At 67.7% G+C, this 25781-nt stretch carries 22 protein-coding genes and 1 tRNA gene; 18 read left to right on the top strand and 5 right to left on the bottom strand.

The window, feature by feature from the left end; translation table 11 throughout:
- The first annotated feature begins 550 nt into the window (after positions 1-550).
- From H590_RS0111240 to H590_RS17435, 6 genes are all read left to right on the top strand, one after another.
- On the top strand, positions 551-1633 hold the full coding sequence (locus H590_RS0111240; RefSeq protein ID WP_028703630.1) for a type I restriction enzyme HsdR N-terminal domain-containing protein: 1083 nt from the start codon (positions 551-553) through the stop codon (positions 1631-1633).
- A gap of 165 nt (positions 1634-1798) precedes the next feature.
- Positions 1799-2098, top strand: a complete 300-nt coding sequence (locus tag H590_RS0111235) for a hypothetical protein (protein ID WP_126412688.1) — start codon at positions 1799-1801, stop codon at positions 2096-2098.
- Positions 2099-2164: 66 nt separating this feature from the next.
- On the top strand, positions 2165-2359 hold the full coding sequence (locus H590_RS0111230; RefSeq protein ID WP_028703628.1) for a hypothetical protein: 195 nt from the start codon (positions 2165-2167) through the stop codon (positions 2357-2359).
- A gap of 41 nt (positions 2360-2400) precedes the next feature.
- Positions 2401-2559, top strand: a complete 159-nt coding sequence (locus H590_RS18410) for a hypothetical protein (RefSeq protein WP_154655323.1) — start codon at positions 2401-2403, stop codon at positions 2557-2559.
- Between the two features lie 650 nt (positions 2560-3209).
- Positions 3210-3818, top strand: coding sequence for a hypothetical protein (locus H590_RS18405; RefSeq protein WP_126412687.1), 609 nt, complete (start codon positions 3210-3212; stop codon positions 3816-3818).
- Between the two features lie 76 nt (positions 3819-3894).
- Positions 3895-4899, top strand: coding sequence for a tyrosine-type recombinase/integrase (locus H590_RS17435; RefSeq protein ID WP_051238554.1), 1005 nt, complete (start codon positions 3895-3897; stop codon positions 4897-4899).
- A gap of 188 nt (positions 4900-5087) precedes the next feature.
- On the opposite strand, the gene H590_RS0111200 is transcribed toward H590_RS17435, so the two are convergent.
- The 3 genes from H590_RS0111200 to H590_RS16315 form a co-directional block, all read right to left on the bottom strand.
- Positions 5088-5160, bottom strand: a tRNA-Ala gene (locus H590_RS0111200).
- A 112-nt stretch (positions 5161-5272) separates the two neighbouring features.
- Entirely contained in the window at positions 5273-6523 is a 1251-nt protein-coding gene (locus tag H590_RS0111195; RefSeq protein WP_028703625.1) for a M16 family metallopeptidase, read from the bottom strand.
- 116 nt (positions 6524-6639) lie between these two features.
- Entirely contained in the window at positions 6640-8076 is a 1437-nt protein-coding gene (locus H590_RS16315; RefSeq protein ID WP_071161751.1) for a M16 family metallopeptidase, read from the bottom strand.
- A gap of 225 nt (positions 8077-8301) precedes the next feature.
- Between H590_RS16315 and H590_RS0111185 the strand changes: the two genes are divergently transcribed.
- The 5 genes from H590_RS0111185 to H590_RS16300 all read left to right on the top strand — a co-directional run bounded on the left by H590_RS0111185 (position 8302) and on the right by H590_RS16300 (position 15567).
- The gene (locus tag H590_RS0111185; protein ID WP_028703624.1) at positions 8302-8721 is read left to right on the top strand and encodes a DUF5318 family protein; all 420 of its coding nucleotides are present in this window, start codon (positions 8302-8304) and stop codon (positions 8719-8721) included.
- Positions 8714-11011, top strand: a complete 2298-nt coding sequence (locus H590_RS17430) for a transglycosylase domain-containing protein (protein WP_028703623.1) — start codon at positions 8714-8716, stop codon at positions 11009-11011. The genes H590_RS0111185 and H590_RS17430 overlap by 8 nt, the downstream gene beginning before the upstream one ends.
- Before the next feature lie 226 nt (positions 11012-11237).
- A complete protein-coding gene (locus H590_RS16305) occupies positions 11238-12704 on the top strand; it encodes a hypothetical protein (RefSeq protein ID WP_051238557.1) in 1467 nt (488 codons plus the stop codon).
- Between the two features lie 50 nt (positions 12705-12754).
- On the top strand, positions 12755-13900 hold the full coding sequence (locus H590_RS0111170; RefSeq protein WP_051238556.1) for a mannosyltransferase family protein: 1146 nt from the start codon (positions 12755-12757) through the stop codon (positions 13898-13900).
- 362 nt (positions 13901-14262) lie between these two features.
- Entirely contained in the window at positions 14263-15567 is a 1305-nt protein-coding gene (locus tag H590_RS16300) for an O-antigen ligase family protein (protein ID WP_051238553.1), read from the top strand.
- A gap of 16 nt (positions 15568-15583) precedes the next feature.
- Here H590_RS16300 and H590_RS16295 read toward each other — a convergent pair whose 3' ends face one another.
- The gene (locus H590_RS16295; protein WP_051238552.1) at positions 15584-16834 is read right to left on the bottom strand and encodes a tyrosine-protein kinase domain-containing protein; all 1251 of its coding nucleotides are present in this window, start codon (positions 16832-16834) and stop codon (positions 15584-15586) included.
- Positions 16835-16955: 121 nt separating this feature from the next.
- On the opposite strand from H590_RS16295, the gene H590_RS16290 reads away from it, so the two are divergent.
- From H590_RS16290 to H590_RS16280, 6 genes are all read left to right on the top strand, one after another.
- Positions 16956-18236 (top strand): glycosyltransferase, encoded by a 1281-nt coding sequence (locus tag H590_RS16290; RefSeq protein WP_232021008.1) that lies wholly within the window; start codon positions 16956-16958, stop codon positions 18234-18236.
- Positions 18233-19642 carry an O-antigen ligase family protein gene (locus H590_RS16285; protein WP_051238551.1) on the top strand — a complete coding sequence of 470 codons (1410 nt, stop codon included), beginning with the start codon at positions 18233-18235 and terminating at the stop codon, positions 19640-19642. The genes H590_RS16290 and H590_RS16285 overlap by 4 nt, the downstream gene beginning before the upstream one ends.
- A gap of 39 nt (positions 19643-19681) precedes the next feature.
- The gene (locus H590_RS0111145; protein ID WP_028703621.1) at positions 19682-20293 is read left to right on the top strand and encodes an acyltransferase; all 612 of its coding nucleotides are present in this window, start codon (positions 19682-19684) and stop codon (positions 20291-20293) included.
- A gap of 143 nt (positions 20294-20436) precedes the next feature.
- Positions 20437-21549 (top strand): DegT/DnrJ/EryC1/StrS family aminotransferase, encoded by a 1113-nt coding sequence (locus H590_RS0111140; RefSeq protein ID WP_028703620.1) that lies wholly within the window; start codon positions 20437-20439, stop codon positions 21547-21549.
- 1 nt (position 21550) lies between these two features.
- Entirely contained in the window at positions 21551-22543 is a 993-nt protein-coding gene (locus H590_RS0111135) for a Gfo/Idh/MocA family protein (RefSeq protein ID WP_028703619.1), read from the top strand.
- A gap of 370 nt (positions 22544-22913) precedes the next feature.
- Positions 22914-24272 carry an O-antigen ligase family protein gene (locus tag H590_RS16280; RefSeq protein ID WP_126412685.1) on the top strand — a complete coding sequence of 453 codons (1359 nt, stop codon included), beginning with the start codon at positions 22914-22916 and terminating at the stop codon, positions 24270-24272.
- Between the two features lie 199 nt (positions 24273-24471).
- On the opposite strand, the gene H590_RS0111120 is transcribed toward H590_RS16280, so the two are convergent.
- Positions 24472-24729 (bottom strand): HPr family phosphocarrier protein, encoded by a 258-nt coding sequence (locus H590_RS0111120; RefSeq protein WP_028703618.1) that lies wholly within the window; start codon positions 24727-24729, stop codon positions 24472-24474.
- 229 nt (positions 24730-24958) lie between these two features.
- Between H590_RS0111120 and H590_RS0111115 the strand changes: the two genes are divergently transcribed.
- Positions 24959-25741: an amino acid ABC transporter ATP-binding protein gene (locus H590_RS0111115; protein WP_051238549.1), complete on the top strand. Its 783-nt coding sequence runs from the start codon at positions 24959-24961 to the stop codon at positions 25739-25741.
- Positions 25742-25781 lie beyond the last annotated feature (40 nt).

Here is a 25781-nt window from a genome sequence, read left to right as displayed (position 1 = left end):
CGCCCGGAGCGGCCGGCGCGTCATCCTGCACGTCTCGGATCGCCAACCATGGGTCGACACCGTGGTCGCCGCAGTCGGCGTGCTGCGGGGCCTGCCCGCCCCCGCGGGATAGCCCCCGGTATGCACCTTGACCGCCCACCATCTGAAAGACCCCCACGGCCCGGACAGCCCGCCCCCCGCAGCGACATGCGGCGAACCGTCGCACCCGCCTGCCAGAATCAATGCTCAGTTCGACGACACAGCCGCCGAACCCCCACCCAGCAGCCACCCATGAAAAATCGAGGCTAAGAAGAGTCAAGACGGCGGGGGAGAGGTAGTCGAGTTCCCCAAGCAACAGAAGGTGATCGATCAGGGGCAGCCCGTTGAGGAGGCTGCCTACGATCTGCCGCTCAACCCCGAGGATGGCGAAGAGAACTACAGCCAGGACCCCGGCGACTATCAAGGCCCGGATCTTCCATGAGGTGGGCCGGTGGGGTTGCCGCGGTAGGGCAGGAGCACACTTAGACCGCGCGAACTATGACGTTCGCGGAAACTGAAAGGACCGCCAGCCATGGCCTTTGAAGACGCACTCACCGACGTCGCCAGCAAACTCCACGACTTCAGTGACACCCTGGAGACCGAGGAAGCGACGAAGAACGCACTGGTCATGCCGTTCATTGCGAGGGTCCTGGGCTACGACGTCTTCAACCCGAACGAGGTCGTTCCCGAGTTCGTCTGTGACGTCGGGAGCCGCAAAGCCGAGAAGATCGACTATGCCATCAAGAGGGATGACTCCGTTCAGATCCTGGTGGAGGTCAAGCCTGTCGGTGCTGCGCTCAGCTTGGAGAACGCATCCCAGCTGACCCGCTACTTCTCCGTTGTTGCGGCGCGGATCGGGATCCTCACCAATGGCCGACACTGGCTGTTCTACACCGACTTGGACAAGCCGAACGTCATGGACAAGACACCGTTCCTGAGGCTCGATCTGTCCGATATTGACCCCTACGCGTTGCCAGAGTTGAAGAAGCTCACGAAAGAGACGTTCGATCTTGACTCGGTGCTGGCCGCTGCTGAGGAGCTCAAGTACGTGTCGTCGATCAAGGCCGAGGTCGCCCGTGAGTTCTCCACGCCATCCCAGGAGCTTGTCCGTCTGTTCGCTAAGCGTGTCTATGAGGGGTCGCTGACGGCCCGCGTGATGGACACCTTCGACCAGGTGACGACCAAGGCGCTGCGGCAGTATCTGACAGATCAGGTGAACGCTCGGCTCAAGACCGCGCTCGACAGCCCGGATGCACCCCACGTCACCGTGGAGGAGGAGCAGACCGAAGTCGTTGAGGAGGTTCCCGCCGACGGAATCATCACGACCGACGAGGAGAGGGAAGCGTTTCTCATCGTGCGCGCGATTGTGGCATCCGAGGTTGCCGTTGAGCGCGTCTCAGACCGGGACCGGCAGAGCTACTTCGGGGTGCTGTTGGACAACAACAACCGTAAGCCGATCTGCCGCTTCCACTTCAACAGCAAGTCGGTCAAGCACATCGGTCTGATCGACAGTGAGAAGAACGAGACCCGTCATCAGATCTTCGACCTCAACGACATCTACCAGTATGCGGACCAACTCAGGGCCACCGTCCGCAACTACCTCGACGCCGAGTGACGATGCGTTCTGGCGCTGCGGACGACCACTCGTTCAACCCGCCACCCGACGACGAGGACGTCAGCCAAGACCCAGACGACTGGGGAGAGGACTGAGATGGGGCATCCTGACGCGCGTGTTGTCAGGGGTCAGTTGTACTGCGACTGGCCCGACACCATTCGACAGATGAAACGCGACCACCAGTATGGCGAGGCGTTGAGCCTCCTCGCCGAGTGTCAAGATGCTGCAATCTCCGATCCAGTAGGCGGGATTGCCCCGTGGTACTTCGAGCAGGCTGCAATCATCTACCGTAGCGAGAAGTGTTACGACGAGGAGATCGCCTGCCTGGGCAAGTACCTGGAGGCATGCCCGCCCGACCGGCGTAACCACCACTACGACGCGCTGAACACTCGACGGCTCAAGGCGCAACAGCTGAAATCGGAGTCGCGCCGCCGTCAGCAAGCAGAGCGGAGAACCGCGAAGTGACTGAGAAGCCTGAGAGTCTCGACCCCGGCAAGCGGGATCCAAGTGAGAAGGAAGTACGGTTGAACCATGAGCACGATGACCTTCCCGAGCAGCAACCCGGTAAGGAATCTGGCCCGGGGTCTCGCATCCCTGACCATCAACCCAGCGCCGCGGTTGAGGGCGCTCCGGCTGGAGCTGGAGCGACAGGAGAACACCAAGATCCAGCAGCTCAACCGGTCATACCTGGCCTTGAAGGAGTCGGCGGATACGACCAGGCGCTGATCCTCCAGAGCGCGTCATATTCAGGACCGCTCCTTCCGGAGATGGTTCGCCAGTTCGATGAGCTCAACCCTGGCGCTGGGGAGAAGATCATCGATGCCCAGCTGATCGCTCCCCAGCGGCGCCTGGACAAGCTGGCCGATGCCGAGATCAAGGCCGCCTCGACACGCAGGGCTGGGGAATCTTCTTCGCGCTTGGGCTGATCGTCTTCTCGATCATCTTCTTCTGGCGCGGGAACAACATCGCTGGAGGAGCCCTGATCGGGCCGGTCATCCTCGCTGTTCTATCCCTCATCCTCCCCGAGGCTCGGCGAAGCAAGAAGTAGTTTTGTCGGTCCCCGCTGCCACCATCGGCACATGTTGGAGTTCCCTCCCGATGTGTCATGGCCGAACGGCTGGACTGTGCAGGTCGACCGGCTGCGTCACGGCCGGGGCCGCTGCAGGTGGGCTGATCGGACGATCACGGTCGACCGGAGGCTCACGCTCCCACAGTTGCGCACCACCCTGGCCCATGAGGCGGTGCATGCCCGGCGTGGCCCGTGTCCCCGCTGGCTGATCCCCCGCGAGGAACTCGCCGTCCACGCCCAAGCGGCGAGAGCCCTCATCCCTATCGGGCGGCTGGGGGAGGCGCTCGCCTGGTCCCTGGACCCACGGGTTGTCGCAGACGAGCTCGAAGTAACTCCCGACCTGCGACGCCAGACTGCAAGGGCTCGGCCCCGACGAGTACGCCACCCTGTGGAACCGCACCGCACATCACCGGCAGGCCGGTGCCTAAGCTGTCTCCGGCCTGTGAGACCATCGTGCTATCTGTGCGCCAGCGCAGGCGGACGCACCACCAAGAGGAGACCTCCGACATGCATCGGATCACCGCCGTAACACTCGCTGTCGCACTCGCGTTTGCCCCAGTGCTTGCCGGCTGCGGCAGTTCATCATCCGCTCAGCCTGCGAAGACGGTCACTGTCACGGCGAGCGCGGAGGCCACCTCGCCGTCTGCTGCTGCCGCGACTTCGGCGCCTGCCACTCCTTCCAGCAGCGAGACCGGTGATGTCGCGCCCGGAGTCTTTGTCTTCGGGAAGACCTCGACCATCACCACAGACATCCCGGTGACAGTGACCATCGATCACACCGAGCCGATGACCAGCGACGAGGCTGAGTTCAAGACAGCCGAGATGGCAGCGAAGGACATCTACCTCAATGCCAAGATCACGAACAACACGAAGCACGCGATCCGCCCATCCACCATCACCCCCACGGCCATGATCCAAGGCGGGGATGCCGGGTGCTACGCCACAGAATGGGAGGGCAAGGCCTCGATCTTGCCGGGAGCTACCAAGACGCTGGAGTTCACCTGCGAGGCCGACAAGGACGGCAAGCTCACAGTCATGCTCGAGACCGACAACAACACAGGGTTCTTCGGTTCATGGTCGAACGAGGACCCCAAGTACCTGAATGCGAACGAATAGCAGGGGTGGGTCTAGCTCTCCGGGAACCGCTAGGCCAAGGCATAGCTGAAGCCTTCGTGGAGACAGGAGGTCCGCTGTGGCCGTTCAGGATCTGTGGCTGGACCGTCACGGCCAGCACACGAAGCGGTGGGGCCGCGGCCTGCGCTATCGGGTGGTGGTGAAGGGCTACCCGTCGACGGCGTGCAGGACGAAGGCTGAGGCCGAGGCGCTCAACGCCGACCGAATCGTGAAGGGTCCGCCGGCGCCCAGCGACGACGAGACGGTGCGTCAGGGCGCCGAACTGTGGCTCCAGGGCAAGAAGCACCTGTCCAAGAAGGGCTATCAGGCATGCCGACTGGCACGGGACTATGTCGTCGAGGAGTGGGGTGATCGGAAGTCCGCCGACCTGGATCCGCGCGAGGTGCAGGCTTGGGTCTCCAGCCTCCAGACCTCGCACGGTGACGCCTCGCAGTCTCTCCGGTCGAAGGTGGTGCAGTGCCTGGCCGGGGCGAGCGCCGATCATGCGGACCTGTCAGGGCTGCATGCCGGCCGGGCGGTCAAGCGGGACCCGGTCTACCTGTCGGTGGCGCAGATCGGGGCCCTCGCAGCTGCCACCGGCGCCCATGATGCGGCGATGGTGTGGCTGCTGGCGACCTGCGGGCTGCGGATCTCTGAGGCGTGTCGGCTCGACGTGGGGGATGTGAAGGCAGAGCGTGGCCGGTTGAGGGTCCGCAAGTCGAAGAACGGTGAAGGCCGGGACGTACCCGTCTCGGCGACCGTGCTCGCGATGCTCGACCTGGGGCGGGGTGACGCCGAGCCGCTGCTCACGAACAGCCGCGGCGGCCGTGTGGATCCGGACAACTGGCGTTCCAGGGTGTTCGCCGTCGCCAGGGCGAAGGCCGACATGCCGGACGTGAGGATCCACGACCTGCGACACACTGCGGCGTCGCTGGCGATCGCGTCGGGTGCTGATGTGAAGGCTGTGCAGCGGATGCTCGGGCACAAGTCTGCGCGGATGACACTGGACCTCTACGGTCACCTGTGGGATTCGGCGCTGGACCTGGTGGCGTCGGCGATCGATGAGCGGATCCAGGCAGGCTGATCGGGTACGAATCGGGTACGAAGTCTTCGTAGCGGTCCGAGCATCACCCGTAGTCAACAGATTTCATACCCGGTACGACTCACGGTGCGCATTGAGGCATATAGGACGACATATGGCGTCGTCGCCAGCGTATCGAAAAGGCCGGTTGACCAGGCATGATGCCCAGCCAACCGGCCTCCCACAACGGGTGGAGCATAGGGGATTCGAACCCCTGACCTACTGCTTGCAAAGCAGCCGCGCTACCAACTGCGCCAATGCCCCTCGTGATCGAACGGACGCGCTGACATCTCAGTCGACGAACGAATCGACCATGACAGTGTACGCGACCCGAGCCGACCCCGCGACCCGAGCCGACAGCCCCGCCGAAGAACGCTCAGTCCAGCAACTCCGACGGCGAGATGACCTCGACCATGAACCCGGACTCCTCAAGGGCCGGTCCCAGAGTCCCGGCCGGCCCGGCGATGCCGACCCGCCATGTCGACGCCGGCAGCAGCTCGCGCCACGCCTGGTTCGCCAGGTCGGTGGTCACAGCCGCAGTGTCGGCCATCAAGTGGTCCACCCACGCCCCGGTCAGCCCGGCCATCTCCAGGGTCGTCACCTGGCTGGCCACCGCGCCGGCGGTGTCGTACTGCAACGGAGCGACGCCGACCGCATGGTTGCGGGCGTCGCGCACCTCGGCGTCCTCGAGGGAGGGCGAGCCGGGGTCCACCAGGTCCAGAGCCGCGCGGACGGCCTGTGCCGCCACCTCGGCGCGGAACGCGCCGCCGACCGTCACCAGACCGCCGTCGCGCATCGCACGGGCCGCCGCCGACACGCCGTATGACCAGCCCTTCTCCTCGCGCAGCACCGTGTTGAGCCGCGAACCGAAGGTGCCGCCGAGCACTCCGCAGGCCACTCTCAGGGCGGCCCACCGGGAGTCCTGGCGCCCGGGCACCCTGGTCTGGATCCGGACATCGGCCTGAACGGCGTCCGGCCGGTCGACCAGCAGCACCCGGGTCGGCCCGTCGGCCCTGATCGGATCGCTCCGGACCTCCTCGGCCGCATCCTCCCGGGCGCCGGTCCACTGCGAGAAGGCGCCGAGATCCACCCCGTCGACGTCGGCCCCGGCCAGCACCAGGACGCCGCCGGCCGGCAGCCAGGTGGCGTCCCGGAAGTCGCGCACATCGGCGGTGGTGATGGCGTCCAGAGTGCTGGCGGTGCCAGCGGTCGGCCGCGAGGCGCGGTGCCCCAGCGGCCAGACCTCCCGCGAGACCGCCAACCCCGCCAGACTCGGACCGTTCTGAGCGGCCTGGGCCAGCTGCGAGCGGGCCTGGGCCATCTGGCGCAGGACGTCCTCATCGGCCAGCGCCGATGAGGTGACGATCTCGGCCAGCAGGTCCAGTGCCGGATCCAGGTGCCCACGCGGGACGTCGATGCTGACACTGCTGGAGGTGAGCCCGCAGGCCCCGTCGTAGCTGGCACCGATCGACTCGATCGCCTCGGCCAACTCCGCCCCCGGATGGTGCCGGGTGCCCTCGTCGCTGGTGGTGAGCACCAGATTCGCCACCCCCAGATGAGCCGGGTCCTCGGCCGACAGAGGCACATCGATGCCGAGCTCCACCGTCACCACCTGCTGGCCGGGGATCGGCACCCGCACCACCCGCAGCCCGGATTCCAACTGCTCGTGGTGCGAGTCGGGGAAGGTCCACGGGGACGCCGCCGACACCTCGGGCCGTGGGTTCAGTGGCGCTGTGTTCTCGCTCATCGTGACTCCTTGCTCAGCTCGGCGTCCCCATCGGCGCCCTGGTCGATACCGATCTCGTGCGCGACGCCAGTCTCGTCCTCGACGCCGGCTCCATCCTCGATGCCGGCTTCATCCTCGACGCCGGCCTCGACACCACCCGCAGGGCCGCTCTCCAGACGCCGGTACACCAGCACCGAGGCCTTGTCGGGGTCCAGCCATCTGGCGGCCGCCCGCGCCACGTCGTCGGCCCCCACCCGGCCCATCCGGTCCAGGTAGTCATTGACCCGGTGGCCCGAACCCATGATCGTCTCGTAGAAGTTGATCGCATCGGCGCGGTCGTCGGCGGTCGCCAGCTCCAGCAGCCAGTCCCGCTCCACCTGGGCGTGGACCCGCGCCATCTCGGCGGCGGTCGGGCCCTCGGCGGCGAGCCTGCGCAGCGCCGCCGACACCTCGTCGATGTACCGCGACTCCTCGACGCCGGGCCGCAGACTGGCCACCAGAGCCGCCGTCGAACGCCCCCGCGACAGCCCCAGGTCGTACCCGGAGATCCCCTCCACCAGCTGAAGGTCGCGCAGCAGATGGCGCACCAGCCGCGACGCCATCCCGGTCTGGAGCACCGACAGGGCGTCCTCCAGACTCAGCTGATCGGCGTCGGTGACCGGCGGCGACGGCCAGGACAGCGAGACGGCGGTGCGCGGCACCTCGCGCTCCAGCACCCGCCGCGAGGGCAGCGGCAGGGCGGGCACAGTCAGAGAAGGCTCAGACAGGGAAGACACAGACAGAGAAGGCACAGACGGCGTCCGGTCCCGATACGGCGCCGGCCCCTCGCCGGCCGGGACCGCCCCCAGATAGCGGTCGGCCAGCAGCAGCGCCCGGTCGGCGTCGACGCATCCGGCGATCACCAGGCAGGCGTTGTCGGGCCGGTACCACTGGCGGTGGAAGGAGACGACGTCGTCCAGGCAGGCCGCGTCCAGGTCGGGAACTGAGCCGATCGTGGGGTGCGCATAGGGATGGCCCTCGGCGACGCCGTCGGCGCCGAACTGCTGGGCCAGCAGGTGGGCGAGCATGTCGCCGTAGGGGAGATTGTCGTAGCGCTGGCGCTTCTCCTCCTTGACCACCTCGCGCTGGATGTCCAGGTTCTCGGTCGTCACCGCCAGGTGGGCGAGCCTCTCCGACTCCAGCCACAGGGCCAGCTCGAGGGCGCCGGCCGGGACGGTCTCGAAGAAGTTGGTGCGGTCGAAGCTGGTGGTGGCGTTGGCGGTGCCGCCCACCGACTCGACGGCGGCCAGGTGCTCCCCCGAGGCGATGCCGCTGGTGGTGCCGGAGAACATCAGGTGCTCGAAGAGGTGGGCGAAGCCGAAATGGCCCACCGTCTCATCGGCCGAACCGACCCGGTACCAGATGTTGACCGCCACCGCCGGGCAGGTCATGTCCGGGTTGACGACAACCCGCATCCCGTTGTCAAGGGTTGTCGACCTCAGTGCGATGTCTCCAGGCATGTCGCCGAGAGTATCCGGTATGCGCCGCGCGGGCTCTCGGCAGGACTCCGGGCGGGCTGTCGGCAGGACGTCGGGCGGGGACGCCGGGCAGACTGTCGGCAGGACGCCGCGCGGGGGTCAGTGGCCTCTTGCGAACTCCGCCCTGACCCCCGATTCGCCGGGCATCGTACGCTGGAGGCCATGAAAACGCAGCGAGAAGTGGTATCCCACGCGCTGCAGCGCCGTCGAGCACTCGAGGCACTGCGCAGCCCTCGGGTGGATCTCAACGCCCCGGCATCCTGCGACGCCGACCCGATGCTGGTCCGTGCCGCCCTGCACCACGGCGAGGAGATGGACATCCCCTGCCCGGTGTGCGAGTCCCCGCGGCTGACCCTGCTGCGCTACACCTACGGCCGTCAGCTCGGCCAGTTCTCCGGACGGATCAGAACCGCCGAGGAGCTGGAGGAGATGGAGACCGAGTTCGGGGAGTTCCGGGTCTACGAGGTCGAGGTGTGCCCCGACTGTCTGTGGAATCACATCGTGACCCATTACATTCTGGGGGACGGTCGCCGTCGAAGGCCTCCGCGACACCAGCAGACAGTGGAGGACATCTATGGCTGATCCGAAACGCAGGGGACGGTCCGGTGCGCCCAGGCGCGCCGCCTCCGCAGGCGTCTCGGGGCGCAGCTCACGCCGGCGCCGGTCGCGGGTGGCCACCTTCTTCAGGCGGCTGGGATTCACCGTCCTGGTGCTGTTCCTGGCGATGGCCGTGACGATCGGCGTGGCGGCCATCGTGTTCTACAACCGCACGAATCTGCCCGACCCCAACAAGGACTTCCAGACGAACACCTCCTTCGTCTACTTCCATGACGGGAAGTCGAAGATGGGGTCCTTCTCCATCCAGAACCGCCAGACGATCAGCTACAACGAGATGCCCGAGTCCATCAAGGACGCCGTCATCTCGGCCGAGAACCGGTCATTCTGGGAGGACAAGGGGATCTCCTTCGAGGGAATCGTCCGGTCCGCCGTCGCGATCGCCCGGGGCGGCGACGTCCAGGGCGGTTCGACCATCACCCAGCAGTACATCAAGGTGCTCTACCTCACCCAGGACCGCACCATGCAGCGCAAGTTCCGGGAACTGGTGCTGGCGGTGAAGATGGGCAAGCAGGTCCCCAAGCAGGAGATCCTCGCCGGCTACCTCAACACCATCTACTTCGGCCGCGGCGCCTACGGCATCGAGGCCGCCGCGAAGGCCTACTTCAACGTGAGCGCCAGCAAGCTCACTGTCCCGCAGTCGGCGGTGCTTGCCTCGGTCCTGAACAACCCGAGCCTGTTCGACCCCTCCGACGGGGTGGCCGCGCGCAACCGGCTGCTCAACCGGTACCGCTACGTGCTCGACGGGATGCTGGAGGCCGGCAACATCACCCAGAGTCAGCACGACGAGTACTACCGGGCGCTGCCGAAGTTCCCCGAGGTGCCGATCAACAACCGCTGGGGCGGGACGAACGGCTACCTGCTGAAGATGGTCGAGCAGGAGCTGCTCAACCAGGGATTCACCGAGTCCCAGATCAACGGCGGCGGGCTGCGGATCACCACCACCTTCGACGTCAACGCCCAGAAGGCGGCTGTTGCGGTCGGCAAGCAGTACCAGCGGACCGCCGGCGCCAATGCCGGGGCGGCCAGGGCCAAGCAGCTGCACGCCGCGATCGCCTCGGTCGACGCCTCCAGCGGAGGGGTCATCGCTCTGTACGGCGGCAACGACGACTACATCTCCAACACCCGCAACTGGGCGACGACGGCGCGCCCGGCGGCGTCCACCTTCAAGACCTATGCGGCGATCGCCGGGATGCGACACGGGTTCAGCCTGAGGTCCAGCCTCAACGGCGACACCTTCACCCCCAATGGAGACTCGGTGCCAATCCGCAACGAGTTCAACGAGGAGTACGGCACTGTCACCCTGCAGAAGGCGGTGGAGGACTCCATCAACACCGCCTTCGTCGACATGGTCTCCCAGATCGACAACGGTCCTGCCCAGGTGGTCAAGGCCGCCAATGACGCCGGAGTGCCCAAGGGCGACGGATGGGATCTCAACAACCGCATCCCGCTGGGCGTGGCCGAGGTGAGCCCGCTCAATCAGGCCGCCGGCTACGCCACCCTCGCCAACGAGGGCAAGCGGGTCGATCCTCACGTCGTCGCCTCGGTGACCGACAGCAGTGGCCGGACGCTGTACACCGCCAAGGCGCCGAGTCAGCAGACCGTCGAGAAGGACATCTCCCACGACGTCACCTACGCCTTGGAGAATGTGGTCAACGAGGGCACCGGAACCGCCGTCTCCGACCTGGGCTATCCGGTGGCCGGCAAGACCGGTACCAATGGGGTGGGGGACGACATCACCTCGGCCTGGTTCGTGGCCTTCACCCGCCAGATCTCCACGGCCGTGATGTTCGTGGCCGGGGACTCCGGCAATGCCGACCTCGATCCCTACGCCGCACCCGGGGATCCCACCTTCTTCGGCGGGACCTATCCGGCCCAGACCTGGGCCTCCTACATGCGGGTGGCGATGTCGGGCAAGAGCCCCCAGGGATTCCCCGAGCCGGACTGGGTCAACCTCAGCGGACACCACTACGGCGGCACCGATCGCGAGGAGGTCGCCACGCCGACGCAGACGGCAGAATCTACGACCAGCGCCCCGACCACCACCACGAGCAGCGCCCCGACGTCGAATACGACGGTGACCACTCCGCCCACCACGACGTCCACCAGGACGACCTCGGCCCCGACCAGCTCTGCTGCTACCCACGAGACCGGTACGCAGGAGCCTCAGGGGCAGCAGTCCACCCCGGCTGCCAAGGCGCCGAGCAAGCAGGCCGAGGAGCCGGGGGGCGAGCACACCCCGCGCAACGGAGGCTGAAAGGAGGACCGGCCGACGGTGGGTCGGGCGTCCCGGCCGGGAGGATGGTCTCCCAGCTGGGCGTACGGTCCCCCGATCGGCTCGAGAGGCTGGATGGCGGCCCGACCGGACGCAGTCGGGCGGAAGGTAGCCTGACCCCGTGACCTTCCCCCAGCGCTACGCACGGCCCGAGCACCGCCGCTCCCTGGCGTCCCGCTGGGGTCTGGACGGGCGCATCGGGGGACCGATGGGACGCCACGCCTGGCCGCGCGGGCGGTTCTTCGACCCCGCTTCCTGGGCGGTCCTCACCGCCACGGTGGTCTGGCTGCTGGCCATCTACCGGATGACGCCGTGCGTCCAGCACGACGTCACCAAGGCCGTCGACCCCTATCAGCGACTGTGCTACTCCGACATCCCGGTGATCTTCCAGAGCTCGGGGATGGGCAGAGGGGGGTCCCTGCTGCGAGAGGTCGGGATCGAGCAGAGCCCGCTGGTGGTCGCCGTGATGGCGCTGTGCCGCTGGGTGGTCAGGCTGTTCGGCGCCGATGTCGGGCCGACGGCGTCCCCCCAACAGGTTCTGGACGCCGCGAATGCCTATTGGGGAGTCGCCCAGATCCTGCTCTTCGCGGCCTTCCTGGGGATCGTGGTCGCCACCATGCTGATGGGTCGCGGCTCCGATGCCGGGATCGCGGTGACGGCCTCGGGACGGCTGGACTCCCCCCAACGGCGCAGCTGGGATGTCTTCTGGGTGGCCGCCAGTCCCGGCATCTACCTGGCCGGTCTGGTCGACTTCACCCTGGTGCCGGTGTGCCTGGTGATGTTCTCGATGCTGGCCTGGACCAGGCGTCGTCCAGTGCTGGCCGGGGTCCTGATGGGGCTGGCCTGTGCCGGCAGCCTGCAGTCGGTGCTGGTGGCCTTCGCAGTGGTGGTGCTGTGTCTGCGCGCCACCAAGCTCACCGAGCTCGGACGGTATCTGATGGCGACGATCGGGGTGCTGGTGGCCTGCCACCTGGTGGTCCTCCTGATCAGCCCCACCAACTGGGGCCGGATGTTCCACACCGCATTCTGGGCCGGCACCGGGCTGGGCACCGTCTGGTACATCGTCAAGGACTCCACCGGCTCGATCGTGCCCTGGGTGGGGTGGATCGCCGCCGTGCTCACTGCGGCCGGTCTCATCGCGCTGGCATGGTTCTCGCTGTCGATCCCGCGGCGTCCCCGGGTCTCGCAGGTGGCCTGCCTGGCGGTGATCGTGTTCTTCCTCACCGCGAAGGTCTATTCCCCGCAGTTCGTGCTGCTGCTCATCCCGCTGTGCGTGCTGGCCCGGCCCGACTGGCGCGACTGGACCGTCATCACGGTCACCGAGTCGCTGTACTTCTGTGCGGTGTGGGCCCATCTGGGCGGCCTGTCGCTGCCCGGCGGATCTGAGGCCGACGTCGTCTACTGGGCGGCGATCGTGCTGCGGCTGGCAGGGCTGGCCTGGTTCGGCTGGGGAGTGATCGACGACATGAGACGGCCCTGGGTGGATGCCGTGAGGTCCGGTTTCACCGATGACCCGACCGGCGGGGTGCTCGACCATGCCCCTGACGGCCAGGATGAGGTGACGCCGTCGGGGGTGGCCGACGCCGAGGATGCGCAGCTCGAGTCCGAGGACGCCGACGTCGACGTCGACCCCGAGTCTGACGACCGCCAGCCGCGTCCCGGGACACCGAGGTGAGTGCACGCGGTGCGTCCCGCTCCTCCCGCCGTGCGCAGATCCGCCCGACGATGCCCGCCGACGACCTCCCGCTGGTGCTCAGGACCTGGCTGGGCAGCCGGGCGCTGCTGGCCGGCGTCCTGGTCGTGGTGGCGCTGAGCAGGTACGGGTTCACTGCGGCGATCTCGAACTGGGATGTCCAGCACTTCATGACCATCGCCCGCAACGGGTACGCCGACTCGTTGGAGATGGCCTTCTTCCCCGGACTTCCGATGGTGATGCGGGCCGGTGCCCTGGTGGGGATACCGATGCCGGTGACCGGTGCGCTGCTGGCGCTGATCTGCTCCCTGGTGGCGGCCCTGGCGTTGTACCGGATCGGTGGGACGGTACCCGCGTGCCTGTGGCTGATCGCCCCGACGGCGGTGTTCACCACCGTCGGGTACACCGAGGCGCCGTTCTGTGCGGCGGCCTTCTGGGCCTGGGAGCGGGCCCGGGCGGGCAAGTGGTGGCCGGCCGCCGGGCTGGCTGCGCTGGCCTGCACCCTGCGGGTCTCGGGATTGTTCCTGGTGGGTGCGCTGGCGGTGATGGCGGTGCTGGGGGATGGCCAGTGGCGAGACGGCCGGGCCGGAATGGTGACCCGGCCGGTTGACCGCAGACCGGCGGCGATCGCCGCCCGGCTGGCCACCCTGGTGCTGCCGCTGGCGGTGCTGGCGGCCTATGTGACGTATCTGCATCTGCTGACCGGGTCGTGGACCGCCTGGTTCCAGGCCCAGGACAGTGGCTGGGGGCGGGGCTTCAGCACCCCCTTGGAGTCCTGGCGCAATACCGTGCCCGCGACCCGGACCTCCACCTGGCAGTCGGTCTACGGGGCTGACGCCGGGATGGTGGCGCTGTTGTTCCGGCTGGAGATCGTCTCGATGGCGGTCGGCATCGTCGTCACCGTCTACTGCCTGTTGAGGCGACGTTGGGCGTCGGCCTCCTGGGTGGGGATCCAGGTGCTCGCCTTCTCGATCGGGCACTGGTTCATGAGCGTCAACCGGGCTGTGCTGCTGTGGTTCCCACTGTTCATCGCGGTCGCGGAGCTGACCCGCGGACCGGCCCGTCCGGTGGGGCTGAAGCTCTTCTGGCGGTGGCTGGTGATGATCGGCGTGGTCATCGACCTGGCCGTGATGGTGTGGTGGGGATGGCTGTTCTACGCCGGGAAGTGGTCCAGCTGAGGCGGTTCGGTCGAACGCAGAGCTACGCGAGGCAATCGCCCGGTAGGTGGCTCTGCTGTTGTGAGCCTTGAGGGTGAAGGTACCGCTGTCCGCGGAGTCGGTCCTGCCGGTGGCGATGGTGGTCCAGGCCCTGCCGGTCTGGCGCTGCAGGGTGAGGGTCCGACCGTTTCGGGCCGGTGTGGTGTCGATGTGGGCGGTGGTGGTCGATCCCATCACCAGGCTGATCTTCTGCGTCACAGGCCGGACGGTGGTGGCGGCGGTGGGGTTGTTGGCGGCGGGTCACGGCCCGGGGTGGCATCCTCTACATGGCCCCGCCGACATCGTGGGACCGGGTTTCCGCACCGGAGGGATGGCGCGTTGTGATGAGGTTCCGCAGAGCCCGACCGGGCACGGTCACCGATCAGGCGACCGCCTGGCAACGACTGCTCGGTGCCGGGGTGGTCCTCGTCATCCTCGCCATGCAGTTCCTGGACTCCCGACACGGAGTGACAGGGGGGCCGTGGGTGGTGAGCGCCCAGCTCGTGCTCTGCGCCCTGGCCACCGTCGTCGCCGTGCCCTCGGCCTGGCGCCGTCGCTCCGAGATCACCCCGGCGGTGTGGTGGCTCGTCGGCGCGTTCACGCTCATCCAGGCCTGGTCCCTGGTCTCCGCGCTGGTCTCCCCGGCGTCGGTGATACGTCAGGGCACCATTCCCCGCGTCTACCAGGTGATGCCCGTGGTCACCGGCTGGTTGACGATGACCGCGGCCGTCACGGTGCTGGTGGCGATGGGCTCTGCGGTGCGCCGCTGGTCACTTGCCTGGGCCGGCGTCGCCCTGCTGGTGGGCACTCTGCTCGACTGGCCCGTCCAGGCCGTCATCCACCGCAGCCCCAGGGTGGCCAGCGGGATGGGCGGCTCGGCCGTGCTGCATGTGGCACTGATCCTGTCGGCCGCGGTGCTCGCCGACCGCGCGCTGGGAGCGTCGGGGAGGTCCCGCTACTGGTGGTGGACCGGGGCGGCGGTCGGTCTGGTGCTGAGCCTCCTCACCGGCTCGCGCGGGGCGCTGATCGTCGCGGCGGTACTGGTCCTGATGTGCCTGCTGACCTGGGGCAGGAGGACAGCACGCCGGGTCGTCCTGATCGTGATCATCGCTGCCGGCGCTGCGCTGGCGGTGGCGATCTCGGTGGTACACAGCCTGCATCGTCTCGCCACCTGGCGCTCGCCCCTGCGGGCGTCCACCTACCAGGTGGCCTGGCAGGCGGTCACCGAGAGTCCCGGACGGCTGCTGCTGGGGGTCGGTTCCGGCAGCCTGTTCCCCTGGTACGCCATCGAGGCCAAGCTCTATCCCGCACCCGGGGACCGACAGGTCGTCACCCAGTACGGCAGGGTGCTCACCTCGGCGCACTCCAGCTACGTGGCAGTCGGCAGCGAGCTGGGGCTCGTGATGCTCGCCGTGCTGGTGGCCCTCGTCGGCATGTTGTGGCAGCGCGCAGTCCGAACCATTCGTGAACCGGGTGGCACCGTGGCCCCTGTTCAGACCCTCGCGCTGGCAGCGGTCACCGTCGCATGGCTCTTCGACAGCTACCTGGTGAAGAACTTCTCGGTGAGTCTGTGGTGGTGGCTGGTGGCGGTCTCGACGGGCCTGGCCGACGCCGACAGCCGCGATCGCGGGGAACCGGCGCGGAGCTGACCCGCTGCCGCGACGCTCAGCGGGAGGCTGCGGTGGCCAGCGGCGAGTAGGGGTTCTTGGCAGAGACCCGCCGGACCCCGGTGAGGACCACGCCGCCCAGCTTCGCCTCGCTCATTCCCAGCAGCTCGATGTGCTGGGCGAGATCGGACCTCTTGACCTTGCCGATCCCGATGACCGGCACCGAGGCGGCGACCGCGGCGGAGATCAGGAGCGAGTCGGAGCCCGACAGCACCGGCGCGCCGGCCAGGATGATCGTGTCGTAACGGCTGCCCAGGCTGGCGAGTGCATCGGCCAGCGCGGCACCCGACAGCAGTTCGGCGGGATTGCCGACCGCCGACCCGGCCGTGAGCAGATCCGCCCTGCCCTCGCGAGCCGTCACGGCGTCATCCAGCTCGGCGCGCCCTGCGAGCACGTCCGAGAGGCCGGCCGCGGCGCCTGCTCCCGACAGCTCAGTCACCTCGCGACCCCGCAGGTCGGCGTCCACCAGCAGAGTCCTGGTGCCGCTGGCCGCCAGTGAGTCGGCGGCATGGAGAGCGGCTGAGCCGCTTGCCTCGCCGGGAACGGTGGAGGCGAGCAGAACCGATCGCACGCCGTCGCGCGGCGCGGTGAACCGCAGATTGTGGGCCAGCACGGAGGCCTCGTCATCGGAGCTGATCGGGTCGGGCAGGGCACCGAGGACCGATGCGTCGCAGAGCGCCATGACGTCCTCGACGTCGCGCACCCGGGTGTCCAGGATGGCGCGCAGGAACAGGTACACGAGAGCGATGACGATGCCGATGAGCAGGCCGATGGCGCCGCTGCGGCTCGCCGACCGGTCGGTGCCGGGAACGGCGTCGGTCAGCACGCTCGACTTCACGATCTGGAGCACCGGCGTCTTGTCGGCGGTGGGGGACACCGTGCCCACCGCAGACCTGACGGTCGCCACCAGCTCCTTGACGACCGTGTCGGCGGTGTCGCGGTCCCCGTTCTCGAACTCGATGGTGAGCAGCATCGGGGAGGGGCTCAGCTGGATGCTCTGCTGCAGGCTGGATGCACTCACGGTGCCACCGACCTTCGAGGCGATCGGATCGAGCACCGAGGCGGACTGCAGGTAGTTGCTGTAGCTCTGGATGAGCGAGGTGGTGTAGGAGGCGGCCGAGTCCGGATCACGGAAGGACTCGAAGGCGTTCGAGGTGAAGATGATGGACGCCTGGCTGGTGTAGGTCGGCCTGCTCGTCGCGAAGTGCGCGATCCCGACGACCATCGCGCTGATCACGGCGACGATCACTGCCGAGAGCCAGTGATGGCTCAGATTTCTGCCAACCGTACGTAGCTGCATCCGGGGAAGCCGATCTGTGAGAAGTGACTGCTAATCTGGCGACCACGATAGTTCAGCTCGGGAGGCAGATGTGACCGGCTCCAGAGGTCCGCTGGTGATCATGGTGACCTCCCGCTTCCCCTACGGCAACGGTGAGCAGTTCATCGAGAGCGAGCTGCCGGTCTGGGCCGACAGCGACATGGAGCTGTTGATCCTGCCCGAGAAGAACGACACCCCCCGGGTCGCCCCGCGAACGGTGCCCGAGGGGATCACCGTCGACAGCCGGCTCACCGGGCGCTGGACGAGCCCACGATGGCGAGCTCTGGGTGCGCTGGAGTCGATCATCAGCGGCGTGCTGCCGCGCGATCTGATGACCCTGGCCCATCGCCATCAGCTCGACAGGGCCCACCTGATGTTCTCGGTGCGCACCGCCGTCCAGGTGTCGGTGGTGCGCAGGATGCTGCGCACCCTGGCCGCCGAGCGAGGCCCCGCCGACGTCGTCTACGCCTACTGGCTGGGCCCCTCCGCAGCCGCAGCCGCCCTGGAGCGGCGCGCCGGACACGTCCGGCATGCGGTGGCCCGGACCCACAATGCCGATGTCTACGAGGAGCGGCATCCGCTGAGGTACCACCCCGTGGTGCGCCAGATCTCCGGTGATCTCGACCTGCTGCTGCCGATCTCCCAGGACGGCGGTGCGCATGCCGTGGAGCTCTACGGCTTCCCGCCCTCGCATGTCCATGTCAGCCGGCTCGGCGTCACCGTCCCCGACCCGACCGAGCGCTGCCAGGCCACCCCGCAGGGAGAGTTCGCCGTCCTCTCGGTGAGCACCATGACCCCCTTCAAACGCCTCGACCTGCTGATCCGCGCCATCGCCGAGTTGCATGATCTGCGTCCCGACCTGGCGATCACCTGGCGGCACGCCGGCACCGGTCCACTGCGCGAGGACCTGGTCCGCCTCGCCGAGCAGGAACTGGTGGCGCGCGGCGTGACGGTCGACTGGATGGGCCAGCTGCCCAATGAGGTGCTGCTGGAGTGGTACCGGAACAACCCGGTCGACGTCCTGCTCAACACCAGCTCCTCGGAGGGCGTGCCGGTCTCGATGATGGAGGCGATGGCCCGCGGCGTCCCCACCATCGGGACCGACGTCGGAGGGGTCCGGGAGATCCTGCTCGACGACTGGTTGATGGACCCGGATCCCACTGCGGCCGAGGTGGCCAGATTCATCGCCGATCGGGTCGGCCGGGCGAAGGACCCCCGAGTGCGGGCCGCGATGTCCGACAGGATCCACCAGGAGTACGACTCCACCGCCAACTTCCACGCCCTCACCGGACTGCTGCGCGACCTGGCGCTCGGTGATCGGCAGCACTCATGACCACGGCCGACAGGGTCGCGCTGCGGGACCAGGACCCGGGCGTCGACGAGGCTGCCTCCGGACTGCTCGGGCGGATCGGCGAGTGGCTGCTGGTGATCTGCTTCATGCTGGTGCCCGTGCTGACGGCCTGGGCCTCCACCACCACCATCGCCGGGCTTCCGCCGATACGGCTCCTGGCGGTGGCGCTGCTGGGCCTGGTGGTGCTTCTCAGGCACCGGATCGGCGTCCTGGTCCAGGTGCTGCTGGTGGTCACCGCGGTCTGGTTGGCATGGGGGCTGTTCCTGGCCCAGGGCGGCCCCGGCTACAAGGAGCTACTCGGCGTCGCGGTGGGCATGGTGACCGTCATCACCATGTCGATGGCGGCCAGCTCCCACCGCTGGTTGATCCTGCTGTGCCGGGGATGGCTTCTCGGGATGATCGTCACCGGCCTGCCCGGATTCGCCGAGCTGGCCACCGGCAAGCACCTGCCGAACTACCTGTCAGGATCCTCTGCATGGGTGCGGAGGAGCTCTGTCGACATCGCATCCTTCATGGTCAATCCGAACCTGTTCGCCTACTTCCTGGTGGTCGGGATGACGGTGATGGTGGTCGGCTGGCAGCTGGAGACCGGTCGGGTGATGAGGATCCTCTACTTCGTCACGGCGCTGCTCACCCCGGTGCTGGTGCTCTTCACGGGATCGCGGTTGTGCCTGGCCGCGGTGGCGCTGCTGTTCGGCTGGATGATGCTGAGGTCCAAGGTGCTGACCTGGACAGTCGCGGCGGTGGCGGTGCTCGGCGCGGTGGCGGCGGTTCTGGGCGGATATCTGCCCAGGATCATGGCGGCCATCACGCTGGCCATCCACGACCTCTCCTCGACCTCGGGGCAGTCGCGACTGCACCTGTACCAGAACGGCTTCTGGATGCTGCTGCACAGCGCCGGCCTGGGCATCGGGCCGGCCCAGTTCCAGACCGCCGTGCTGGCGGCACCCTGGCCGACCTATGCGTCGATCGATCCGCACAGCGGCTTCACCGAGGTGTTCACCGGCTACGGAGTCCTCATCGGCTGCGTCCTGCTGGCACTGGTGACCGCCGCGGTGGTCCAGGCGGTTCGCGGCGACTGGCGGCTGAATCCTGCCCGGCGGGGAGGCACGCCGTATCTGCAGTCCCTGCTGATGCAGGCGGTGGCGGTGAGTCTGCTGATGTCGCCGATGCTGGCGATGGCCAACAGTTCTTTTCTCAAGGGCACTGTGGTGTGGGCCCAGATGGGTTCACTGGCGGTCTGGTGCCAGGCCCTGATGTCGCCTCGGAGATGGCATCTGCGAGACGGCCTGCGGATCTCCGCCGGCCCCGACGGGCGGCTGTCAAGACGGTATCGGCTTGTTCGTCGCGCGGTGTCTGACCGTGCGCTGCCCATCACCCACGAGTAGGCTGACGTCGGAAAGTCCCCGATTTGAAGGACGCAGTAGATGAGTGAACCGCGGATCATCCCCACCGCCGATCTGGACGACGGCGTGACCATCGGTGATGGCTCGTCCATCTGGCATCTGTCCCAGGTGCGTTCAGGTGCGGTGCTCGGCGAGAACGTCGTCGTCGGACGTGGCGCCTACATCGGGGAGGGGGTGCATGTCGGTGACAACTGCAAGATCCAGAACTACGCGCTGGTCTACGAGCCCGCGTACCTGGAGGACGGCGTCTTCATCGGACCTGCCGTGGTCCTCACCAATGACCACTTCCCGCGGGCCTGCAATCCCGACGGCAGCGTCAAGAGCGCCGACGACTGGGAGCCGGTCGGCGTCACCCTCAAGCACGGTTGCTCGATCGGGGCACGCAGCGTCTGCGTGGCCCCGGTGACCATCGGCGAGTGGGCCACCGTCGCCGCCGGCTCGGTGGTCGTCAAGGACGTCCAGCCCTACGCCCTGGTGGCCGGTGTCCCGGCCCGCCGGATCAAGTGGGTCGGCCGCTCCGGATTCCCGCTGGATCCCGAGGGGGATCACCAGTGGGTCGACACCCGCACCGGCGACCACTTCGTCGAGGATCCCGCCACCGACACCCTCAGCCTGGTGTCCGAGGGCAACTGACCGTCGGAAACTGCTGACCGGCCCCGGCCGACCGGCAGCGACTGCGGCCACTGGCGCAGCACCCACACAACTCAATCCGAGCGCAGGCCACGGCCAGGCGCAGGACGTCATTTCACACAGCGTCATTCACACAAGGAGCTCACGTGAGCAACGAATTCATTCCCCCGGCCAAGCCGATCATCGGCGAGGATGAGCGCAAGGCCGTCGACGCCGTGCTGGCCTCCGGGCAGGTCGCCCAGGGACCGCAGGTGCACGCCTTCGAGGAGGAGTTCTCCGCCCAGGTCGTTGACGGCGTCCACGCAGTGGCCGTCAACTCCGGCACCTCGGCCCTGCACATCGGACTGCTGGCCTCCGGCGTCGGCCCCGGCGACGAGGTCATCGTGCCCTCCTTCACCTTCGCCGCCACCGGCAACTCGGTGGCCCTGGCCAATGCCAGGCCGGTCTTCGCCGACATCGACCCGGCCACCTTCACCCTCGACCCGGCCTCGGTGGAGGCCTCGATCACCGAGCACACCGTCGGCATCCTGCCGGTGCACCTGTACGGCCTGCCGGCCAACATGCCGGCCCTCAAGAAGATCGCCGACAAGCACGGCCTGGTGCTCTTCGAGGACTGCGCACAGGCCCACGCCGCCGCCATCGACGGCAAGCACGTCGGTACCTTCGGTACCTTCGGCGCCTTCTCCTTCTACCCCACCAAGAACATGACCGCCGGCGAGGGCGGCATGATCACCACCTCGGATCCCGAGGTCGCCCGCAAGGCCGCGATGATCCGCAACCAAGGGATGGAGAAGCGCTACGCCAACGAGCTCATCGGGCTCAACAACCGGCTCACCGACATCAACGCGGCCATCGGCCGGGTGCAGCTCACCAAGCTGGCCGGCTGGACCAAGAACCGTCAGGCCAACGCGGCCTTCCTGAGCGCCAACATCACCGAGGCCGTCACCCCCTTCGTGCCCGAGGGTTACACCCACGTGTACCACCAGTACACGATCCGCCTGGAGGGGGCCACCGGCGAGCAGCGCGACCGCTTCACCAAGGCCCTCAAGGACGAGTACAACGTCGGATCCGGCGTCTACTACCCGATCCCGAACCACCGTCTGCCCTCGCTGGCGCCCTTCGCTCCCGGCCTTGATCTGCCGAACACCGAGAAGGTCGCCTCCGAGTGCGTCTCCCTGCCGGTCCACCCCTCGCTGTCCCAGAACGACCTGGAGCGCATCGTCGAGGCCGTGAACTCCGCGGCGAAGGCCGGGGCCTGAGATGGCGAACCTGCGCGCCGGCATGGTCGGCATCGGCTCGATGGGCAAGAACCACGTCCGTAACCTGCGGGCCATCGAGGGGGTCGACCTGGTCGCGATCGCCGATGCCGCCGGCAAGGATCCCTACGGCGTCGCCGGAGACCTCCCGGTGCTGCCCGATGTGGAGGACGTCATCAAGGCCGGCGTCGACTACTGCGTGGTCGCCGCCCCCACCAAGTTCCACGAGGAGATCGGCCTGAAGCTGGCCGAGGCCGGCGTCAGCGCTCTTATTGAGAAGCCCCTGGCGTACGACACCGCTGCGGCGAGGCGTCTGGCCGATGCCTTCAGCAGCCGGGGGCTGGTGGGTGCCGTCGGTCACATCGAGCGTTACAACCCGGCCCTCCAGTCGCTGCGCAAGCGCCTGGAGAATGGCGACCTGGGTGATCTGTACCAGATCGCCACCCGCCGTCAGGGCCCCTTCCCGGCCCGGATCGCCGACGTCGGTGTGGTCAAGGACCTCGCCAGCCACGACATCGACCTCACCAGCTGGGTCACCCAGCGCGACTTCGAATGGGTCGCGGCCCGCACCATGTTCAAGACCGGACGTCAGTACGAGGACATGGTCTCGGCCACCTGCTCGCTGTCGGGCGGGCTGATGAGCAACCACCTGGTCAACTGGCTGACGCCGACCAAGGAGCGCCGCACCTACGTCACCGGCGAGAAGGGGATGTTCGTGGCCGACACCCTGACCGCCGACCTCACCTTCTACGCCAACGCCAATGTGGCCACCGTGTGGGACGACATCGCGAACTTCCGCGGGGTCGCCGAGGGTGATGTCACCCGGTTCGCGATCCCCAAGCCGGAGCCGCTGCGCACCGAGCACGAGACCTTCCGGGACGCCGTGCTGGGCAAGCCCTCCGACATCGTGACGATGGAGCAGGGCGCCAAGGTGGTGCAGGTCTGCGAGGCGATGATCCACTCGGCGGCCACCAACGAGTTCGTCAGGATCGACTGACCCCGTCCTCCCGCCGGAGGCGCCCCCCGCCGGGTGCGGTCCGGGCGGAGGACGCAGACGCAGATCAGAGGGTCGGGTGCCCGGGTCTCCCATGTGGGGATCCGGGCACCGCTGCGTCTCGTGATGACCCTGGGTGCCGGGATGCTGCTGCGTACCGACGTCGCCGGGATGTCGGAGTACTGAGGTCGCCGGTGATGGTCCGACGCCCCCGGCAGGTGGCGGCGTCACGGGTCGATGGTTGCGGGGCGCGGCGACGGCGCAGCCGCGCAGTTAGGATGAGCACATCACGAAGTCCCAGCAGGATGGCAGCGTCAAGGAAGCAGTGCGCCTCGGGGGGCATCGGCTGCTGGCCGATCTGATCGCACACCCCGTGAGCCGACTGGCCCAACTGGTGCTGGCGGTGCTCATCGTCACCTGCACCTTCGTCACCACGGAACGGGGGATGGCCGGAGACCGGCGGTACCCGATCATGCTGGGCCTGCTCGGTGGCGCCTTCGTCGCCTGCCTGCTGCTCACTCTGGCGGCGGCAGTACTGAGGCATCGCTCCGGGGAGTTCACCCGGGGATGGCGAGCCGCTGCTGCTGCCGCAGGCCCGTTCGTCGCGGTGCTGGTGTGGGCGGCCATCACCGTTCCGATGTCCCCGCACTCGGTGCTGGTCAGGCGTGGCGACAGCAGCTCCGCGATGGTGGTGCCCCCCGTGGGGCTCATCGTCCCATTGGCGGAGGCGTTGCTCGCCGTCGTGGTGGCCGGGATGCTGGTGGTGCTGATCGGTCGATCACGTCTTCAGATGGCGTTGTGGGAGACCTTCCTGGTGCTGGCCGTGGTCACTCCGGCCGACCTGGTCCGCGAGTACACCACCGAGCCGCCGGTGGGTTGGCGGATCGCCACCAGATTCGGCGGGGCGGCGATCTACCACACGGTTCTGCTGCTCGGGGTCGGCGTCATGGTCGACGCCATTCGCCGTCGATACCGGGTGGTGCTGTCCTGGTTGTCGGTGGCCAGCATGGTGGGCTGTCTGATCGCCAGCGGGTCGCGCGCCGGATTCATCGACCTCGGACTGTTCTGTGTGGCACTGCTCATCTGGGGTCGGCCGCGGGGTGTCGAGGTGCGGCGCCGTCACCTCGTCAAGGTGATCGTGGGATCGGTGGTGGCCGGCGCGGCGGTGCTGTGGCTCGGGCGGTTGCGAGGTGTGGGGCTGGTCGACCGTGACCGCTCGCAGACCTGGGGTCTGGCCTGGCGAGCTCTCACCGAGAGCCCGATGACAATGCTCTTCGGCCGGGGCTACGGGGTGATGTGGCCGTGGTTCGCCAACGAGAGCGGCATGGTGCCGGGTGCCTACCACGGGATGAGGGACACTCAGTTCGGCACCAGTCTGCCGCACGCCCACAACACCCTGGTGCAGATCGGCGCCGAACTCGGCGTACTCGGGGTGGTGCTGTTCCTGACCAGCGTGGTGGTGATCGTGGTGGCCTCCCTGCGGGCGGTGGGAGGCCCGCACGGGGCGACCAGCCTGGCGCTGCTGGCGACCTTCCCCGGGCTGGTGCTGGACACCTATCTGGTGAAGAACTTTCCCACCTCGCTGCTGTGGTGGGTGGTGGCGATCTCGATGGTCGTCCTGATGAGCCGAGAGGGGCCGGGGAGCAGGCCCTCTCAGTCCCGGCCTCGCCGGGGAGCAGATGCTGTCAGCCCTGGTGTTGATCCAGTAACTTCTCCTCTGTCCCCGCGTTGATCCAGTAACTCACCCTTAGCCTCAGCGTCGCCGGGGGCAGAGCCTGCCAGGCCGCGCGTTGATCCAGTTCCTCCCTCCCAACTCCCGCGTTGATCCTCATACTCCTCGTTGATCCTCACGCAACGGGATCAACGAGGAGTAACTGGATCAACGCGGGGGCGGGGCGGACGGATAGGGAGCGACGAGCAGGGACAGCGGGTCAGGCGTCCAGATCCTTGGCGACCAGGGCCGCGATGGTCTCGACGTCCTCCTCCTTGTCCCCCTCGACGGTGACGTAGTCCCCGGAACCGGCGCCCAGGGTCATGATGAGCAGCACGGAGCGGGCATCGACGGGCGTGTTGCCCTCGGTGGCCAGCGTCACGGTGGAGCCGAGTTTGCCGGCTGCCTGGGAGATGGTGGCGGCAGGACGGGCATGCAGTCCGACTGAGGAGCCGACTGCGACGATCTTCTTGGCCATGGTGAACCTCTTCTGGTGGTGTGCGGAGTCCGTGGCGACGCCTTCGACGATATCCAACCTCAAGACCTCCCGACAGTGACGTGCGTCAGCCGGACCTCGCGGCTGGTGTGGCTCGGCGGAGGCGCCGTGGTGTTACAGCTGCATGACAATGGTCACAGTTGAGTAAGGATCAGGTCTCTTCTCGGTCATTTCCGCGCATCGGCGCCACCGCTCCCATTACCCTCCCAGCATGGCAGCATTCCCTCGCGAGGACACCGGGCCTCTGGTGCACGACATCGGCGACACCATTCTCGAGCTCTCCCACGTGGAGAAACACTTCGGAGATCTGCATGTCCTCCAGGACATCAATCTCACCGTCGCCCGAGGTGAGGTGGTGGTTGTGCTGGGCCCCTCCGGATCCGGCAAGTCGACGCTGTGCCGCACCATCAACCGGCTCGAGACGATCGACTCGGGCACCATCACCATCGATGGGACGGAGCTGCCCACCGAGGGGAAGGCGCTGGCCAAGCTGCGCGCCGAGGTGGGCATGGTCTTCCAGTCCTTCAACCTGTTCGCCCACAAGACCATCCTCGAGAACGTCATGCTGGGCCCGGTCAAGGTCCGTCACCGCCCCAAGGCCGAGGCCGAGAAGAAGGCCCGCGAGCTGCTGGAGCGGGTCGGCGTGGCCAACCAGGCGAGCAAGTACCCGGCGCAGCTGTCGGGCGGCCAGCAGCAACGTGTCGCGATCGCCCGGTCGCTGGCGATGGACCCTCAGATCATGCTCTTCGACGAGCCGACCTCCGCCCTGGACCCCGAGATGGTCCAGGAGGTGCTCGATGTGATGGTCTCGCTCGCCCGTGGCGGGATGACGATGATCGTCGTCACCCACGAGATGGGATTCGCGCGCAAGGCGGCCAACCGGGTCGTCTTCATGTCCGACGGAATGATCGTCGAGAAGTCCGACCCCGAGACCTTCTTCACCAACCCCACCAGCGACCGGGCCAAGGACTTCCTCGGCAAGATCCTGCACTGATTCCGTCAGCGACGACCCCATGACCTCCGACGACCCGCGG

It is taken from the genome of Acidipropionibacterium jensenii DSM 20535, assembly GCF_000425285.1.
Taxonomy (GTDB): domain Bacteria; phylum Actinomycetota; class Actinomycetes; order Propionibacteriales; family Propionibacteriaceae; genus Acidipropionibacterium; species Acidipropionibacterium jensenii.
This window is presented reverse-complemented; position numbering and strand designations above follow the sequence as displayed.